Source organism: Bellilinea sp. (assembly GCF_034432615.1).
Lineage (GTDB): Bacteria > Chloroflexota > Anaerolineae > Anaerolineales > Anaerolineaceae > Bellilinea.
This window is the reverse complement of sequence record NZ_DAOUBL010000088.1, coordinates 1-17,622: the sequence shown is the minus strand read 5'-3', so window position 1 is coordinate 17,622 and position 17,622 is coordinate 1. Positions and strand designations below refer to the sequence as shown.

Genomic DNA, 17,622 nt, shown 5'->3' with positions numbered 1-17,622 from the left:
CCCCCTCCCGCCTCCCCCAAAATCGCAGGGGCGATTTTGGGGGAGGTGCAGGTGGGGGTTATTGGCATCGCCAGCAAGGTTTTGATCTTATCCCGAACTCACGTTAATTATACTGGAAGCCGTGCATTTGGTTCTATACAATGAAAGGTCAAGTTGAGGGAATGGAATGGGTTTGTTGACGAAACTTTTGTACCGTAAAACGGGTTTAAATCAGATGAGGCAATCTTAAACAACCTGTGAAATACAAACCATAACTATTTCGGCTTGTGATAAACTAGGCGAGGGCATCCCGTGGGAGGTCAGACAAGGGATCGTTCTCCAATTATTGGCAGGGTAATAAATCCAATTTCGAGGTGATTCATGGCTATTGCACTGGAACAAGCGAAAACACGGGCTGCCCGAAGAAGAATACCAACTACCCGGCGTGAGCGTTGGGCATGGTATTTGTACGATTTTGGTAATTCGGCTTATGCCGCGGTGGTTTTGCTCGCCATATATTCTGCCTATTTTCAGGGTCAGGTTGTTGGCGGATCAGAAGGCACCCGCTTGTGGGGTGTATCTGTCGGAATTGCCATGCTGGTAGTGGCGGTGCTCTCACCGGTTTTGGGAACCCTGGCCGATTTTTCTGCATCGAAGAAGAAGTTTTTGTTGTTTTTTACAACCTTATCGGTGATTTTCACGGCAGCATTGTTTTTGGTCATGCCGGGTGACATTTTTACCGGCATGTTGTTTTTCATCCTTGCGGAAATTGGCTACCGGGCGGCGCAGGTCTTTTACAATGCCCTGTTACCGGAGATTGCCACACCGCAAGAGATTGGAAAGGTTTCCGGTAAAGGTTGGGCTTTTGGCTCGCTGGGCGGCATTGTTTGCCTGCTGATCGTTCTGGCATTGATTATGAGCATCGGAGGAACGACGGTGGTGCGTTTTTCTTTTTTGATCACAGCGGTGTTTTACCTGGCATCGTCTGTGCCGCTGTTCTTATGGCTGCGGGAACGGGCTGAGCCTCAGCCATTGGGGAAAGGTGACAATTACATTCAGGTGGCCTCTCGGCGGTTGCGGGAAACATTTCGAGCGGTGCGTCATTACCGGGAGTTCATCAAATTTATCATCGCCTTTCTGATTTATAATGACGGAATCATGATGGCGTTAAATTTTGCGGCGATTATTGGAGCCGTGTTATTTAGCATGACTCAGCAGCAGCTCATCATTTTCATGATTATCATCCAAGTTACCAGCGTGGCAGGGGCGTATTTGTTCGGCATTCTGGCAGACCGCTGGTCGTCCAAACGGTCCTTAATTCTTTCATTAATCCTCATGATTGGGGCAATTGTGTGGATGTTATTTGTGCAAAATGTGACGGTATTTTTTATCATCGGCGCACTGGCCGGTTTTGCATTGACGGGAGTCCAATCGGTGAGTCGTACACTGGTTGGACAGTTTGCGCCGATTGAAAAAAGCGCCGAATTTTACGGGTTTTTTGAAGTGGGGGGCCGCACCTCTTCCTTCATTGGTCCGACGGTGTATGGTTTCATCGCGGCTGAAGCGGCCATTCTTTTAAGCGCACGCGGTATGGACGCGGTCAGCGCCGAACAAATGGGTATTCGGGTAGCGATTGGTTCCATTGTGGCTTTTCTGGTGTTGGGATTGGTGCTTGTGCTGAAAATCCGTCAACCTCAGCCGGAAGTGACCGCTCAACCGCCGGAAGCAATTTCCTGAATGGGGTGGGGCGCATGGATGACATGCTGATTACTTATCCGCGGCGGAGAGTGATCCGCTCGGCACTGCGTCCATTAATTCGTGCAGCACTCCACGCTCTTTCTGATTTTACGATTGAAGCGAAGGAAAATCTCCCCAAAGAAGGACCATTGCTGGTCATTGGCAACCATTTCAGTTTTCTGGACCCCGTGGCAGTGATTGGGGCTGTCCCTTACCCCATTGAGTATGTGGGCGGCTTCCGCATGCCAAATGCTCCTCAGAGCGTGACATGGCTTGCCAGTTTATACGGCTTTTTACCGGTACGGCGCGGTTCGGTCTCACGGGATACCCTGTATGCTTCTCGCAAGGTTTTGCAATTGAAAGGTGTGTTGGGAATATTTCCCGAAGGCGGAAGCTGGGCAAGTTTTTTGCGTCCGGCGCGTCCCGGAGCGGCGTATCTGGCTTCTTCAACTCCCGCCAAAATCCTCCCGGTGGGGTTGGACGGCCTGACCGATCTTTTTCCGATGCTCAAACGGAGGAAAAGAGCTAAAATCACCGTCCGGTTTGGGCGGCCGTTTGGGCCATTTTTCGTTTCGGAGCGGGGTGAAAGCAATCGGAATCGATTGGAGGAAATTGGTCATGAGATGATGCGTCAGATTGCGTTACTTATCCCACCGGAGAAACGCGGAATATACTCGGAAGACGAAACCGTACGCAGTCTGGCTGCTACACAGGCCGCCTATCCCTGGGATGGTCATCCGGAGGAGTAGCTGCTTGCGTTCAGCCGGTAGCCCGCACGTCGAAACGCTTGAATTCGCCGCTCGGTTGCTGCCATTCAAATTCAACGTTGGTCACATGAGCAGCCGGCGGTCCGATCCGCAACTTACTCAAAAATTCTTCCAGAAACGGGCGGGAGCCTTCTGCTACTACTTCTACATCTCCATTCCAGCGATTGCGCACCCACCCGGTCAGTTGAAAGTTCCGCGCGGTTTCCAAAACAAACATACGGAACCCAACCCCCTGCACGCGGCCTTTGACAATGGCATGAAGTCTGACCTGCGGGTCATTTGGATGCATAGCCTGAGAACCCCTTTCTTGCCGTGGTGAAAATGGTCAAGAATATTGGCAGTGAAATCAAAATCAAAATAAGCAAATAGGGTTGAATATTGGTCCACGCCAGCGAAGCCAGGTCCATTCCAAGCGATTCTTGCCGCCAACGGGTTTCCAGTTGGGCAATAGACTGATTATATACTTTGCGAACACCTTCTTCGCAGCCCAACCCGTCTATATAGGCATTTATCAATTCGCGCAAAGAGGAAGCACCGTAATTTTGGTACAGGAAACGAACAAAAGATGCAGATTGTGCATAAGAGAGAATTGCCCCGGATAACTCTGCCGGAAAGGCTGAGCAGAGATTGATGATGGGGAGAAGGTTGTCGCTCTCGGCGGCTTTTTTCAGGACAAGCTGGTATTCGGGATTGGGGTAAAGTTCTGCCATGGAAGCCAGTCCCTCGGTCAACCAGACCGGGAGGTGGGTGTAGGCTTCACCGGCTAATTGGTACTGGAGGATGTGCATCAATTCATGGGGAATTTGACGTTCCATTTCAGCGCGTTGATCCGGGCCGGGAGGAATGGATACGAGAATCACGCCAAGATCGGGGCTGGCATGACCGGCGACCCAGCTGCTGGGGCTGAGATTGAGAACGGTTTGTAATTCTCTGGCTGAAGGGTAAATGTATATGGAAACCGGATCCTGGAGGGGACTAGCTAGGATGGAAAGCGTACTTTGCAGGCTTTGCACAGCAACATCCAGCGCTTGTTGTCCAAAGACAAAGTCACCTTGCTGCCAGGCGATATTGAGTTGGGGCGCGGACAACCGCTGCCATGAATTACGATTATCCTCATAGAAGAATGTGGCTTTTTCGCCGGTGATGTTCGTGCCGTTTTTTAATTCAAGGCGGTACCAGTACTCTACTGAGGTAAAAGGCCGCAGCGGTTTGCTTGTCAGATCAAAAACTATCTGATTGGTTTCCGTAAATGGTTGAGCAAAGGGTATGATCTGGGTTTCCTGACCGTTGGATTTGAGCAAAACAAAGGCGGCCTGTACCTGATCAAAATGTTTCAGTTGCAGGGTAAAGCGGATTGACCGACCAAATTCAATCTCCGGAGGCAGAAGGCGTTCTCCAATTTGTTGCTGGGGTAGAAAAGTCCAACCTCCGCTCAGGAAGCTCAACAGCCAAAAAAGGATAATGGAATTTTTGATCAATGTTGCCCTTCCCCCCTGAAAAGAAATCAATTATCGGGGTGATAATGGTTGTCGTCTTTTTCTTCCTCGTCATCTTCCAGGTTGATGATCGAATGCAGGTCGTCTTCGTCCTGTGGTTCGAAATCGAACATTTCAAAGGATGCCAGGCCTTCGGTCAGGAACAGATTGTCCAGGGCATCCTGGATAAAGTCGGCTTCATCATCATCTTCGGTTTCATCCATCAGGCTTTCCAAAACTTCGCGCACCTGCTCACCCCCGATTTCTGAGAGCGACCAGATAACCGCCATGCGTAATTCCGCATCCTCGATTCCAGCCTGTAGCATATCTAAAAGCGTTTCGCGGGCGTCCGCTGCACTCAATTGACCGGCTGCACGCACAGCTTCGAATTGAACCTCGGGATCAGGATGATCGAGCTGCTCGATAACGGCGGGGATATATTCTTCGCTTGCCGAGCGCCCCATTGCAAACAAGGCGGTTGAAAGCCATTCCGGATCCGTGTTGTTGTAGGCAGCCAGAATCAGCGGTTTAACTTCCGGGCGACTGGAATAACCCAGCGCTTCAATGGCGCGGCGGCGGATGATGGGTAACTCCGCACTTTGAGCAACGGCCAGCAAGTGGTCTTCCACGCTTTGCAGCGTTTTACTGGAGATTTCTTCCAATTCTCCCAGGTACACATACTTCCCCAATGTACTGGCAGCGGTAGCCCGTACCATTTCATCCGGGTCTTCTTCCATCATGGTGATGAATTTCGGGACAAGTTTTTCGTTATCGGCTTCCCACAAAGCGCGCAAAGCTGCTGATCGGACACGCGGTTCTTCATCATCCAGCGCAAAAATGCTTAAATCGTCAAAAGATACCAGTGTATCCGTTTCTGCCAGCTCTTCCAGGTCTTCCATTAGCGCAATTCGGCGTTGCGTGGAAATTTGCGGCCATACGGTTTTCAGCTTGATCAGATCGGTCGGATTGAGATCAGAAAAGCGGTGTAAGAAAACTGGCGGGAACGGACGGCTGTCATCCAACAGGGCAGCCAGAATATCGTCAAATGGAACAATTCGTTTTGGTGAGTGACTCATTTTCAATCTTTCAAAAATCAAGGTATTTGAATGGGGTTGAGAATATCCTGAGCAGTGATGTAAAACATCAACAGAATCAAGGCAACAAAGCCAATCAAGTGTACCAGGTTTTCATATTGCGGGGGAATGCGGCGGCGAGTGATCACCTCGGGCAAGATGAATAAAATTCGTCCGCCATCCAGCGCGGGGATGGGAAAAAGGTTGGTCAACCCCAATGCAATGGTGATGACCGTCATCAGGCGCAGGGTGAGCGTGCGTTCAAAAGGATCGGCTGAGGCGGCATTTTCTTCATCTATCTCTCGAGCCTGAGAGAACATGGAGTAAATGCCAACCGGGCCGACAACCCGTGCCTGCTCTCCGGATACCTCGCCGCGAATCAATCGTCCCGGCATCTCTAAAATCATGCGTGCCTGCTCAAAAGTTGCCCGAAATGAGAGGGGTATCGTTTCAAACCATGGAACGCTGGTAATGGGGTTGGTCATGGATATACCCAGCGCTCCCTGACCCGGTGGTGGTTGAACACGCGGAACAGCCCGCACTGAAATTTCCTGTTCGCCCCTCAAAAGTACGATTTCCACTTCTTTGCCTTTGTTATCCTGCACTATGGCAATCAATTGATCCATGCTGCTTACCGGGGTCTGATTTACCCGAATGATCAAATCTCCTACCGCCATTCCTGCTTGTGCAGCGGGAGAATCTTCGGCAATCGAGGCGATCATAACTTTGCTGGGATCGGGCATGCCGGTCTGGGTAAACATGACCGAGAAGAGAATGACTCCTAATAACAGGTTCATAACCGGTCCCCCAAGCAGTACCGCGATGCGGGCAAGGGGTTTGGCGTTACCAAAGCCATCGGGCACGGAGGGGTCATTTTCTCCAGAAAGACGCACAAACGCCCCAAACGGGATCCAGTTCAAGGTAAATTCGGTTTCTCCAACTTTAAATAACTTGACAAGGCGAGGAGGAAAGCCAAAGCCAAACTCTTCCACACGAATCTTAAATAATTTGGCAACCAGATAGTGCCCAAATTCATGAACAAATAACATCACCCCAAAAAACAGGATGAATTCTAGTAAGGTCAGTAAATTCACCGTAAAAACATCCTTTCCGGACAATTTGATCTTTCTAAACAGATTATATCCGTTTTGTGCCCGGCGTGCAAAAGGAGGTCAAATCTGACGTTTCTTTAATCCAGCAGGCTAGCAGCCCCTCCCGGTCTGGCGACAAGAATCTGTTCGACCGCGGAGATTTCTTGAAGGCGGAATTTTATTTCGCTTAAGGCTTCACTTAAGCAAAGGATATGAACATTCGGACCGGCATCCAAGGTATAACAGACCGGCAATCCTTCATCCCGCCAGCTTCGCACCCGTTTCATTAAATCAATTGAAGCGGGGTTCCAGTAGAAAAGGGGCGGGTCGGAGGTCATCATTACTGCGTGCATCAAATTGCTGTCCAATTCCACAATTTGGGCAAATCTGTCAAAATCCTGATTGAGGATGGCGCGCCGGCAAATATCCAGACGACGCGGTGCATCCTCAACCCGGGCTGCCTGTAATGGACTGGTAGCAGCCAGTTGATGCCCTTCGGTTGAGCCAACCGATTTATGATCCGTTTCTACAATGGCAATGCAGTCAATTAATTCCCAGTGATTGGGTGGCGCAATTGAAATGGCATAGGAGTCTTCGTCATCGCTGCCGGGCAGCCACTCGACAAAGCCAGCCGGGACCGAACGGCAGGCAGAACCTGATCCACGCCGGGCAAGGGCGGAAAGTTCCTGGCGGGTCAAATTCAGGCCGGCTGCTTTGGATGCAGCCAGACTAAGGGCGGCAAATGCCGCAGCCGAAGATGCCAGACCACCGCCGGCGGGAAAATTGTTTTCAGAGACCACTTCGGCGAAGGCTTTGAGATTGGCTTTCTGCCGTACGATATTCAGGAAACCGCTGACGCGTTCCAGCGCTTTGCCGCCCTGAAGCTTCTGATTGAGAATGAGGGTATCACTTTTTAGTCTGAGATCAAATCGTACCGTTGTGCGGGTTGCAAGGCTGTCCAGATTCATGGAGATGGATCCATTTGACGGGATGCGTAAAGCATCATCCCGATTGCCCCAATATTTTATGAAAGCGATATTGGGGTGGGCTACTGCAGTGGCAACGCCAATTGTGGAGGATCTTCTGAACATTCCACTTCCAGTTTACCATATTTGAAGTAAAGCCATTTAAAATTGGAGTTTTGATTTATTGGTATTTGACAACTTCTCAATCAATATGGATAATCTGGTAAAAATCCGCCGTTGATTACAAAAATAAAGAGAAATAGCCACAATAAAGAAAAATTAAGAACACGAAAGGATTGTTTTTCTATTCCAAAAACCAAGATAGCAACGACTAGACCGATTAGAGTTCGAATTAATCCCAAGGGATCTAATAAGATAGATTGCGGAAGAATGGTGATCAATACCGCGTTGAAAAATAACATCCAAGATCCTGGGGTTGTGTTTCGTCTTAGTAATTCTTTTATTGAAGTCCATAAGCAAACGAAGCTAGGCACAATTGCTGTTGGAAACACAAACAAAGACATTAGGAAAAAAGCACTTAAATTTTTGAAGGCAAATCCCCACCATCCTCGATAGGGTAATATCTCTGTGGAAGTTGCAAATGCTCCACCTGAGCGTATTGCAAATTCTCCAAACCGTTCAAACAATAAAGCTTGCCAAATTAGAAAAGGAAGCAAAACAACGATAAGCCATTTCGTACGGTTTGTACAATTTTTTTGGAAAAGGCTGGATAAAAGGAAGCTAATAGTAAAGATTATTGTCACTTCTCGTGTCAAGGAAGCTAGAATTAAAAATAGCGAACCCAGCCAAATTTTCTCTTTCTGAATGGTGAAAACCGCAACAATTACAAATAAAAAGGCAAGAGGTTCGGTCAGGTCGAGGCGTAGAGATAACCATAAGCCAGCAAAGAAGCCATAACTCAACGCATACCATCGGCTAATGTTATTTAATTTTAGAATTTTTTCCAGTAGCAAAGTTGCAAAAATTAAACTAAACCAGTTGATTAATATAAGCATCCAGGGTAAGAGTACTTCATTGCCCAATGATAAAGCGCGCGCAAGCATTGGATAGAATATTCTTTGATATCTATAAGCAGGAACATCCAAATATCTCCAACCATTAACTGGGTCTTTTGCAATTTGGTAAGAAAATTGTCCATCATACCCATAAGATTGATTGTTAACCTGTGGGTCAAACTTACCACCAATCAGCACAAATGAAAATGGATCCCAATTATGGGATGATAGATGAAAAGTTAGGTAAATTGTTGAAGTAACTAGAACAATTAAAGTGGGACCGATTGTTCGGATTAATCTTAACTGGGTCATGATAAACTTTGAACAATTATTAAATTGCCATTAGTTTATCATAAAACATTTAGTGAGAATCGGTTTTGCAACCCCCTCTTGTTGACAATTAGCGAATTTCACCAATGAAAACTGTGAAAAGTATGCCCCCAATTGCGATCAGCCCAAATGAGAGCAGACCCAGCCACAGGTTGACAGAAATCAACCCCAAGACCATCAGCGAGGGAAGAACTAAACCTGTAATCATCAATGCAACACCGATTATTAGATCAATTCTGGGTAGGAATATAAATAGCAGCGGAATGCGAACCGGCTCAATCTGGTTTTGCGATAAAGCGTTGGTAACTGAAGCCATCCCACACCTCCATAAGCGAAAGAGAAACCAAACATTCTAAATCTATTATAGAAATCGGAGTAGCAAGTGACACCCGCCAGTTGGGCAGGGTTGAACCTGTGCTAAGGCAGGATTTTCGTTACCCTGGATTAAAGGCCGACTGCGGGACGGTAAAGACCTTCAAAATTTGTACCCAGCATCCCTGCTTCATAGGAACGACGGTCGACTGGAGAGAGAAGCGCGACAGCCTGTGAGCTGATCAGGGGGATGCTCTTGCGCGAATAAAAGTGCTGGACCACAACAGCAACATGGTTTTCATCCGCTGCCCAGTTCAAATGCTTAAAACGATTCAGGTTCATTGGACGGGTGTAACCACGCAGGGTCTTTTCACCGGTGATATTGTAAAACATCTCAAAATACGACATGGCCAGCTCGCGCAGCGAACGATAGACAGGCTCTCGAAACCTCAAACCGACAAAATTGGATTTGGCGATTGCGCCGTAACAGCCGTTGATGCGATAAATGGCGAGAACATGGTCATCGTCTTTACCGCTCTCAGGAACCAGATCCATGATCAAAGGAGGAAATCCCAACCGACTGAGCGCCAATGCTGCCAAAAGCCCGCCATCCAGACAATGACACTGGCGGTCACGAAGCACATTCAGCGGGGAACGATTACGCTCCTCTCCAACGTAGGGCAGGCTATCTAGAAAATTTTGAATCGCAAGGGGGGAAGTGAGTGCTTCCCACTCGGCTCGTTCGGAGGGGGTCAAAAGTTGTATAAATTCCATCATTGGCTATCCGTATGTGAGAAAATTGGACAAAATGAGTATACCACGCAGATGAGATCATATAACCTCTGATCATTGAGATTTTGTGAAATGAACCGGAGTTTTACGTAACTCCACTTATGGAATGGGGTTATTACGTTCAGAGTTGATGAAAAAGGAGAGCGATTTTTGGAGGTGAGTTCTGGTGGCGTTTGGTCAAACCGATCAATTGACAGGTTTTGTTCCTGTTTTCTTACAACCCTCTGAATAGCAATCTCGTCTGAGTGCCTTTTACCATGTCTTTCGAGGACATGGTTCACTTGTTTACTGACAACAAAAATAACCGAAACTTCTTCCAAAGGAGAGCAAGCATGTTTGACCCAAGAGCCGTTGCAATTGTCGGAGTGGGGGCAATTTTACCGGATGCTGAAGATGCACCTACCTTCTGGAACAATATCAAGCAAGGGCGATATTCCGTGACCGATGTGCCGCCTGACCGCTGGCGGGTAGATTTATACTACGACCCAGACCCGAAAGCGCCCGATAAAACCTACACCAAAATAGGAGCGTGGGTGCGTTCCTTTGCCTTTGAGCCATTGAAATGGGGCATCCCCATTCCGCCAAATGTGTTGGCGGTTATGGATGATAGCCAGAAATGGGGAATCAGTGTCGCGCGGCAGGCGCTGCTGGATTATGGCTATCCCCAAAAACCGCTGGATGGAGCCCGTACAGCGGTAATTATTGGGAATGCACTGGCGGGTGAGAATCATTACATTACCAGCCTTCGAATTCGTCTGCCGGATTACATGGAAGCCTTGAAGGAAGTAGAAGCATTTGCGCAACTGTCGCCAGAGGTGCAAAAAGCGCTGCTGGAAGGAATGACTCAGAATATTCGCAAGCGGGTTAGCAACATCACCGAAGATACCATGCCGGGTGAACTGGGAAATATCATTGCCGGGCGGATTGCCAATGTCTTCAACTTCTCGGGGCCGAATTTCATTACAGATGCAGCCTGCGCTTCTTCTCACGCGGCTGTTCAAGCTGCCATTGATGGTTTGGTCAACAATCAGTATGATGCAGTATTGACCGGCGGGGTTGACCGCAATATGGGGGTGGAGGGTTTTGTAAAGTTTTGCAAAATTGGCGCACTTTCGCCGGATGGCTCACGCCCGTTTGCCGAGGGAGCCAATGGGTTTGTGATGGGCGAAGGGGCAGTCCTGTTTCTGTTGAAACGCCTGGCGGATGCCGAGCGCGACGGGGATAAGATCTACGCGGTCATCCGTGGGGTAGGCGCCAGCAGTGATGGTAAAGGAAAAGGCATCACTGCGCCAAATCCGTTGGGTCAGCAGCGTGCACTTGAACGAGCCTGGAAGAACGCCGGTGTCAACCCTGCCAGTGTAGGTTTGATCGAAGCGCATGGCACCTCCACACGGGTGGGGGATGTGGTGGAAACGCAATCGCTCAACGAAGTGTTCGGAAAATTTGGGCTGCCGCCACGCAGCATCGCAATGGGGTCGGTCAAGTCCAATATCGGTCATTTGAAGAGCGCGGCTGGCGCAGCCGGTATTTTGAAGGTGGTCTATGCTTTGTATGAAAAAGTCTTGCCGCCCTCGGTGAATTTTCATAAACCCAACCCGAACATAGATTTCGATCACATTCCCTTTTATGTGAATACCGAGACCCGTGCCTGGGAAAACGCGCCGGGCGAAATTCGCCGTGCCGGGGTTAGTTCTTTTGGCTTTGGCGGTACCAATTTCCATATGGTGCTGGAAGAGTGGGTGCCGGGTCTGTTGACCTCTGAAACGAAGGTGTTTGCGGTTCCTGAAAGAAAAGCAACGCAGGCAGAAAGCCCTGTTCCACAATTGGTTTCCGATTCTGTGGCGGGGTCGAGCTTGCCGAAACCATACCGCGGAATTGTATTTTTAGGCGGTGAGAATTCACAGCAGATCAAAGAACAGCTCTCCACCCTTTTAGAGAATGCCCGTCAGGGAAAGGTGCCGGCTTCCCAATTGCCGGATGCTGCCGCGGTTGCCAAAACGGAACGGCTGGTGATTGATTATTCCTCAGTGGAGGAACTCATTTCACGCGGAGAAAAGGCGCTCAAAACCCTGGAAAATGAAGCCCCAAATGCCTGGCAGGCTCTCACGGCGCAAGGAGTCTATCGCGGCAGTGGACAGGCAGGCAAAGTAGCCTTCATGTTTCCCGGACAGGGTTCTCAATATGTCAATATGCTGAAAGACCTGTGCGAGGTGGAGCCTCTGGTGGCGGATACTTTCAAAGAAGCCGATGACATCATGACGCCGATACTGGGACGCCCCTTGACCAGTTACATTTATGTGGATGGGGATGAGGAATCCTTGAAACAGGCTGAGAATGCATTGCGCGATACGGCTATCACCCAACCGGCTATGCTGACCGCCAATGTCGCCTTGCTGCGATTGATGGAAAAGTTTGGTTTCAGACCCGACTTTGTCATCGGTCATAGCCTCGGTGAATATGCTGCCCTGGTGGCTGCGGGAGTGTTGACCTTTGCAGAGGCTTTGGAGGTCGTTTCAGCACGCGGCCGGGAGATGAAAAAGGTCTCGGTTGCTGATAACGGCGGCATGCTGGCTGTTTCGGCGCCAATCCAAGAGGTTGAACGGATATTGCAGGGTATATCGGAATATGTGGTGATTGCCAATATCAACAGTCCGGTGCAGTCGGTGGTGGGTGGCAGCACGCCGGGCATTCAGGCAGCCATGCAGGCGTTTGAAAAGGCAGGTTTTCAGGCAACCCGCATTCCTGTTTCCCATGCTTTTCACACAAAAATTGTAGCCCCGGCAAGTGAACCGCTCAAACAAGTGATTTCCCGCATGAATCTGCAAGCGCCGAAGATACCGGTAGCGGCGAACGTAACCGGTCAATTTTACCCAACCAGCCGTGAAGAAATCCTGGAGATTTTGGGAAAGCAGGTTGCTTCACCGGTGCAATTTATCAAAGGTATGGAAACCCTGTATGAATCTGGCGCCAGGGTTTTTGTGGAAATCGGTCCAAAACGTGTGCTGAATGCTTTGGCAAACGATATTTTCAAAGATCGCAGTGGAGTCATGCTGCTGGCTACCAACCATCCGCGGAAAGGCGCTGTGATCAGTTTCAATGAGGCAGTATGCGGTTTGCTGGCGGCGGGAATCGCCCCCAACGGAAAAACCCCGACTCAAGTGGGTGGCGGCGTTCCTACACCAAAGATGGAAACAACTCTAATGCAGTCAGTTCCAGCCGCTGTGAACGTCGAGAGCAGAGAGCCGGGAAAGGCTTCGCACCCCCAAGCGGTAATTCGGGATGGGCGTTTGCCTTTGACCGGTTCGGTGGTGATCAGCGGAGCCGGATTGGGTCTTCCGGGCAGGAATAAAGCCGTGTTTGACGACCAGAATATCCTCAGTATTCTGAAAGGTGAAATCCGCATTGAACCTTTACCGGAAGAATTGCGCCAACGAATGGTCGAAAAACGCCCAACCCGGCTGGAGAAGAGTGAAGCCGGTGCGCAGATGATTCCGATTGAAAATGTAGATTTGACTGTCAAGTTGGGAGGCCAGCGGGGACAGTTTGATCCGGTGGAAGATTTTGGCATTCCTGCTGAGCGGATGGATGCCTGTGATATTACGACACAACTGGCAATTGCCGCTGGTATTGAAGCTTTGCGGGATGCCGGTATTCCTCTGGTGATGGCCTATCGCAAAACCAGCAAAGGCACCTATCTCCCCGACCGCTGGCGTTTACCGGAAGCCCTGGCGGATGAAACCGGTGTGATCTTTGCTTCTGCTTTTCCGGGCCTGGATGAGATGGCAGAAGAGATGTCCCGCTACTCCGAATACCGGCAGGTCGAAAAACAATTGGAAGAAGTACGCAACATTCTCAGTCTGGTAGCGGTAGATCAGGCTGGAGTGAGGGCGTTGCTGCGTGAGCGCATTAAGGCGCTGGAAACCAGACTCAAAGAACTGGATTATCACTTTGACCGACGATTTGTTTTCCGAGTGCTGGCTATGGGACATTCGCAGTTCGCGGAGTACATTGGCGCCCGCGGTCCGAACACTCATGTGAATGCGGCCTGTGCAACCACAACCCATGCCATTGCCGTTGCGGAAGACTGGATTCGCGCCGGTCGCTGCCGACGGGTAGTGATCATTGCCGGCGATGATGTCACCGGCGGACCACTGGCAGAGTGGATTGGCACCGGGCTGCTCACCTCTGGAGCTGCAACGATTGAAGGTAATTTGCGCATGGCTGCCTTGCCATTTGATCGCCGCAGGAATGGTATGATCATGGGCATGGGGGCGGCCGCGCTAGTTGTCGAAGCGGAGGATGCCGTTCGTGAGCGAGGAATGCGCGCGATTTGTGAAATTCTGGCAACAGACATTGCCAACAGCGCTTATCACGGCACCCGGTTGGATGTACCGCATGTGCGAGAAATCATGAACCGCCTGATTAGCACGGCCGAGCAGCGTTTTGGAATCCGTCGTGAGGAAATTGCCCCGCAAACGATGTTTATGTCTCACGAAACCTACACCCCTGCCAGAGGCGGTTCAGCCTCGGCGGAGATTCAGGCGCTGCGTTATACCTTTGGAGATTATGCCAATCGGGTCATCATTGCCAATACCAAAGGATATACCGGCCATGCCATGGGGGTTGGGATTGAAGACGTTGTAGCGGTCAAAGCACTGGAACATGGCATCATACCGCCGATTGCCAATTACGATGAAAATTTTGAGCCCGACCCGGATCTGGGTGATTTGAATCTATCCAAAGGCGGCGAATATGCGGTGAAATATGCTCTGCGGTTGGGAGCCGGTTTTGGATCTCAAATTGCTATGGCGTTGTTTCGGGTGGTGGCCGGTGTAAAAGAACGGGTCAACCAGCCAGTTTATCAGCAATGGCTGGCAGAGATTGCCGGTTACGAAAAAGCTGAGCTTGAAGTTGAGAAACGCACTTTGCGCATTCGTCATATGGGGCCGCCGGTCAAGCCGCCGGCGAAATCCCGCTGGCAGTATGGGCAGGGCCCCACTCGCTGGGCAGATCAACCCGATCAACTGCCGCAACCGCAGCCGGTTGCGGTGCCTGCCTTGCAACCGGCTATAGTCAGCAAACAACCGACTGAGGTCAAGAACGAACCTGAACTGGTTGAGGTTACAGCCTCCAGCACAGCCGGCAGGCAATCCGTTGACGTGGATGAGATTAAGGAATTTGTCCTGAATCTGGTCAGCGAAAAGACCGGCTACCCGGTTGAAATGCTGGATTTAGACCTGGACCTGGAAGCCGATTTGGGCATTGACACGGTCAAACAAGCCGAAATCTTTGCCGCTATCCGAACCCATTACAATATCCCCCGCCGTGAGGATTTGCGGCTGGTGGATTACAATACCCTCAACAAAGTCATTGCCTTCATGGCGGAAAACGCAGGGGCAGTCACCGCTCAAACGCAGTCTGTTGAAAAAACGTCTCAATCTGCTCAGGCTGAGCTGCAAGTTGCCTCCACCGCTGTGGAGCCTATCCCAGCAGCCCTGACGGTTGACCGCGATGCAATTCAGGCGTATGTCCTCTCGGTGGTCAGTGAAAAGACCGGTTATCCGGTTGAAATGCTGGATTTGGGGCTGGACCTGGAAGCGGACTTGGGGATTGACACGGTCAAGCAGGCCGAATTGTTTGCCACCATTCGCACTCACTACAACATCCCGCGCCGCGAGGATTTGCGGCTGGTGGATTACAACACGCTGGAGAAAGTGATTGGTTTCATGGTGGAAGCCTTAAGCAACGGCGCAGGCAGCCAGTCACCCTCAGCAGCGCCAACAGTGGTCAATCCAGTTGCTCAAACCGTTGTGGTTGAACAGCCCAACCCGCAGGAAAAGCCGCAGGCGGTTACATCCTCCCCGATTTCAGCGAATGGCGGGGTGAATGAGGAAGAAATTAAGGCGTATGTTTTATCGGTGGTCAGTGAAAAGACCGGCTACCCGGTTGAAATGCTGGATTTAGACCTGGACCTGGAAGCCGATTTGGGGATTGACACCGTCAAGCAGGCCGAGTTGTTTGCCACCATTCGTACCCACTACAACATCCCGCGCCGCGAGGATTTGCGGCTGGTGGATTACAACACCCTCAAGAAAGTCATCGGCTTCATGGTTGAGGCATTGAACACGCAGTCTAATATCCTTGCTGAACCCCAAACCGCTCAGGAGGTACAATCGGCATCTTCAACCACTACGGGTGTGGAAGAAACACCTGCGGCTACAGCGCAGGAAAAACCAGCCATGGAGGCAGCGTCTGCTCAACTGGAAGCAGGGAATGCGGAGGAGGAAAGCCAGATCGTGATTCGCAGACGCGTTCCCAAACCGGTACTCCTGCCAAAACTGGAGTTATGTCTGCCGACCGGAGTGACCCTTGATGAAAACAGTCGCATCATCATCTTCGGTGATGATGGGAAAGCGGGCGATTCACTTGCCCGCCGGCTGCGCGCCCGGAAGGTTGCGGTGTTGAATCTCTCCGCTGCTCAAACTTTAGAGGAATGGCGCGAGAAGGTGTCTGCCTTCCAGAATGAAGGCAAAGTTCAAGGTTTGTACTGTCTGGTCGGCCTGAACCAAGAGGAAAACCTGGATGAAATGAATGGCGAATACTGGCAGGTGCAGTTTGAAAACCGCCTGATGCGACTGGTTCATCTGCTTCGCTGGCTGGATGGCGAGCCGTTCCTCATCTGTGCAACCCGCATGGGCGGTTTGCACGGCTACGCTGAGTCTGCAGCCCAGAACATTTCCGGTGGTTTTATAGCTGGATTTGCCAAGGCAGTCAGCCGCGAACGCCCAAACGCACTGGTCAAGGTGGTGGATTTTGAGTTGAATGCAAGTGACAGCCAGATTGCTGCCCGTCTGCTGGAAGAAACCCTCGCCGACCCCTCGGTGGTTGAAATTGGTTGGGAAGGCGACCAGCGGTTCAGCTTTGCTCTCTTCGAGGAAGAGATCGGGGAATCACCTGAGCGCCTCCCTGAAAAACCGGTTTTTGTAATCAGCGGAGGAGCAGGCGGAATTGTTGCGCCAATCCTGACAGATCTGGCAAGCCGAGCGCCGGCCGTCTTTTACCTGCTGGGGCGCAGCCCATTAAACGAACCTCAAGCCGGGCTTTTCCAGCGACTGAAAAATGACCGCGATGGGTTGAAGAAAGACCTCCTGAAGGAGATGACCGCTGCCGGACAGAAACCTTCTCCGGCGCTGGTGGAAGAAAAGCTGGCTGCGCTGGAGAGGATGGCAGGAATTCTGGATGCAATCCAGTCGGCGCATACGATGGGTTCGGCGGTGACATACCTGCTGTGTGATGTAACCGACCCGCAGCAGGTGGAGGATGCCATCCAGAAGATAAAGGAAGAGCAGGGCCGGGTAGATGTGCTGATTCATGCAGCTGGAATCGAGCGCAGCCGCAAACTGCACCTCAAACCGGAAGAGGAATTTCGCGCAACCATTCAGGTCAAAGCCGGTGGATTCTTCAACCTGTATAAAGCGCTTCAATCGAAGGGCGTTTTACCTAACAAGATTCTCCTGTTTGGGTCGGTTGCCGGGCGGTTTGGTAATTCCGGGCAAACCGATTACAGCGCGGCGAATGACTGGCTGGCAAAGGCAGCCTCGCACTTGCGCGGTCTGCGCCCGAAAATGCGTGTAGTTACGATAGACTGGAGCGCGTGGGGTCAGGTTGGCATGGCTAGCCGCGGTTCTCAACGATCATGTCGAGGGGAGAAGTGCTCGTGACGCCTGCTCGGGTGGAGGAGAGAATGAGCGGCACGACGAAGCGTTGTCCGCTGGTCGCGCGGGTGAGATCCCAGGTGAGCAGGCACCCCCCGGACGCTGCCATCACCGTAGGCATCGCACCGCCCGAAGGGACGGAAGGGATGGCCGGGGAGAAGCCCGCTTCGGTGTTGGAGGCGAAGCGACAGTTTACCGGATCGAAGTCCGGGTCGAAGATGGGGTAGAGGTAAGTGCGTACGGCGCCGGCTGAGAGGGAAACGATGGCGGGCGAAGACGAAACGGGACCACCCGTGTTCCCGGGAGCCAACGAGACGACGCTCTCGACACGGAAGCTGGCATCGCTGCCGTTGACCAGCCCACCGATACG

General features: G+C 51.0%; 12 protein-coding genes. 3 read left to right on the top strand and 9 right to left on the bottom strand.

Translation table 11 applies throughout. The features are described from left to right. Window positions 1-360: 360 nt before the first annotated feature. Window positions 361-1,716, top strand: coding sequence for an MFS transporter (locus VAE48_RS04135; protein ID WP_322792055.1), 1,356 nt, complete (start codon window positions 361-363; stop codon window positions 1,714-1,716). A 14-nt stretch (window positions 1,717-1,730) separates the two neighbouring features. Next, complete coding sequence (locus VAE48_RS04130) at window positions 1,731-2,465, top strand: lysophospholipid acyltransferase family protein (protein ID WP_322792054.1); 735 nt, start codon at window positions 1,731-1,733, stop codon at window positions 2,463-2,465. 10 nt (window positions 2,466-2,475) lie between these two features. Here the strand turns inward: VAE48_RS04130 and VAE48_RS04125 are convergent, their stop codons facing one another. The 8 genes from VAE48_RS04125 to VAE48_RS04090 form a co-directional block, all read right to left on the bottom strand. Further along, window positions 2,476-2,772 carry an acylphosphatase gene (locus tag VAE48_RS04125; protein ID WP_322792053.1) on the bottom strand — a complete coding sequence of 99 codons (297 nt, stop codon included), beginning with the start codon at window positions 2,770-2,772 and terminating at the stop codon, window positions 2,476-2,478. Further along, the gene (locus VAE48_RS04120; protein ID WP_322792052.1) at window positions 2,759-3,961 is read right to left on the bottom strand and encodes a peptidase MA family metallohydrolase; all 1,203 of its coding nucleotides are present in this window, start codon (window positions 3,959-3,961) and stop codon (window positions 2,759-2,761) included. Before VAE48_RS04120 ends, VAE48_RS04125 begins: the two co-directional genes overlap by 14 nt. A gap of 26 nt (window positions 3,962-3,987) precedes the next feature. Beyond that, on the bottom strand, window positions 3,988-5,034 hold the full coding sequence (locus VAE48_RS04115; protein WP_322792051.1) for a HEAT repeat domain-containing protein: 1,047 nt from the start codon (window positions 5,032-5,034) through the stop codon (window positions 3,988-3,990). A gap of 17 nt (window positions 5,035-5,051) precedes the next feature. Beyond that, the gene (locus VAE48_RS04110; protein WP_322792050.1) at window positions 5,052-6,125 is read right to left on the bottom strand and encodes a M50 family metallopeptidase; all 1,074 of its coding nucleotides are present in this window, start codon (window positions 6,123-6,125) and stop codon (window positions 5,052-5,054) included. Window positions 6,126-6,220: 95 nt separating this feature from the next. After that, on the bottom strand, window positions 6,221-7,213 hold the full coding sequence (gene mvaD / locus VAE48_RS04105) for a diphosphomevalonate decarboxylase (protein ID WP_322792049.1): 993 nt from the start codon (window positions 7,211-7,213) through the stop codon (window positions 6,221-6,223). Window positions 7,214-7,293: 80 nt separating this feature from the next. Next, window positions 7,294-8,415 (bottom strand): AZOBR_p60025 family cell surface glycopolymer formation protein, encoded by a 1,122-nt coding sequence (locus VAE48_RS04100; RefSeq protein WP_416181020.1) that lies wholly within the window; start codon window positions 8,413-8,415, stop codon window positions 7,294-7,296. An 88-nt stretch (window positions 8,416-8,503) separates the two neighbouring features. Further along, window positions 8,504-8,749 (bottom strand): hypothetical protein, encoded by a 246-nt coding sequence (locus VAE48_RS04095; protein ID WP_322792047.1) that lies wholly within the window; start codon window positions 8,747-8,749, stop codon window positions 8,504-8,506. Between the two features lie 128 nt (window positions 8,750-8,877). Continuing rightward, a complete protein-coding gene (locus VAE48_RS04090) occupies window positions 8,878-9,522 on the bottom strand; it encodes a hypothetical protein (protein WP_322792046.1) in 645 nt (214 codons plus the stop codon). A 347-nt stretch (window positions 9,523-9,869) separates the two neighbouring features. Between VAE48_RS04090 and VAE48_RS04085 the strand changes: the two genes are divergently transcribed. After that, complete coding sequence (locus VAE48_RS04085) at window positions 9,870-17,258, top strand: SDR family NAD(P)-dependent oxidoreductase (protein ID WP_322792045.1); 7,389 nt, start codon at window positions 9,870-9,872, stop codon at window positions 17,256-17,258. Here VAE48_RS04085 and VAE48_RS04080 read toward each other — a convergent pair. Further along, window positions 17,212-17,622: hypothetical protein (locus VAE48_RS04080; RefSeq protein WP_322792044.1), on the bottom strand; the 411-nt coding region annotated here is incomplete at its 5' end. The genes VAE48_RS04085 and VAE48_RS04080 overlap by 47 nt on opposite strands.

Coding starts and splice junctions, on each gene's coding strand:
- VAE48_RS04135 (WP_322792055.1), top strand. CDS start 361: ATGGCTATTGCACTGGAACAAGCGAAAACACGGGCTGCCCGAAGAAGA.
- VAE48_RS04130 (WP_322792054.1), top strand. CDS start 1,731: ATGGATGACATGCTGATTACTTATCCGCGGCGGAGAGTGATCCGCTCG.
- VAE48_RS04125 (WP_322792053.1), bottom strand. CDS start 2,772: ATGCATCCAAATGACCCGCAGGTCAGACTTCATGCCATTGTCAAAGGC.
- VAE48_RS04115 (WP_322792051.1), bottom strand. CDS start 5,034: ATGAGTCACTCACCAAAACGAATTGTTCCATTTGACGATATTCTGGCT.
- mvaD (WP_322792049.1), bottom strand. CDS start 7,213: ATGTTCAGAAGATCCTCCACAATTGGCGTTGCCACTGCAGTAGCCCAC.
- VAE48_RS04100 (WP_416181020.1), bottom strand. CDS start 8,415: ATGACCCAGTTAAGATTAATCCGAACAATCGGTCCCACTTTAATTGTT.
- VAE48_RS04095 (WP_322792047.1), bottom strand. CDS start 8,749: ATGGCTTCAGTTACCAACGCTTTATCGCAAAACCAGATTGAGCCGGTT.
- VAE48_RS04090 (WP_322792046.1), bottom strand. CDS start 9,522: ATGATGGAATTTATACAACTTTTGACCCCCTCCGAACGAGCCGAGTGG.
- VAE48_RS04085 (WP_322792045.1), top strand. CDS start 9,870: ATGTTTGACCCAAGAGCCGTTGCAATTGTCGGAGTGGGGGCAATTTTA.